General features: G+C 75.4%; 1 protein-coding gene. It reads left to right on the top strand.

Translation table 11 applies throughout. The features are described 5' to 3' along the window. Positions 1 to 561: zinc-binding dehydrogenase (locus CCN33_RS29365; protein WP_140394747.1), on the top strand; the 561-nt coding region annotated here is incomplete at both ends.

Genomic DNA, 561 nt, shown 5'->3' with positions numbered 1-561 from the left:
CGGGCGACCGGGTGCTGGTCTCCTGCATCACGTCGTGCGGCCGGTGCCGCTTCTGCCGGGAGGGCCGGTACGGCCAGTGCCTCGGCGGGGGCGGCTGGATACTCGGCCACCTCGTGGACGGCGCGCAGGCCGAGTACGTCCGGGTGCCGTTCGCCGACCTCTCCGTGCACCCGCTGCCGGCCGCCGTGCCGAGCGAGGTCGCGGTGCTGCTGGCGGACATCTTCCCCACCGCGTACGAGGTGGGGGTGCTCAACGGCCATGTCCGGGCGGGCGACACGGTGGTGATCGTGGGCGCCGGGCCGATCGGGCTGGCGGCCGTGGTCACGGCCCGGCTGTACGGCCCGGAGCGGATCATCGTCGTGGACCTGGCCAGGACCCGGCTGCAGGCCGCCCGGCGGCTGGGCGCTGATGTCATCGCCTTCGCCGGGGAGGACCCCCGGACGCTGGTGGACGACCTCACGGGCGGGCTCGGCGCGGACGTGGCCGTGGAGGCGGTCGGCGTACCGGAGAGCTTCGAGCTGTGCACCCGGGTGGTGCGGCCCTGCGGGCACGTGGCCAACG

Origin of the sequence: Streptomyces recifensis (assembly GCF_002154615.1) — a bacterium.
Lineage (GTDB): Bacteria > Actinomycetota > Actinomycetes > Streptomycetales > Streptomycetaceae > Streptomyces > Streptomyces griseoluteus.
Note: the sequence above shows the minus strand (reverse complement) of the source record. Positions and strands in the feature narration are given on the sequence as shown.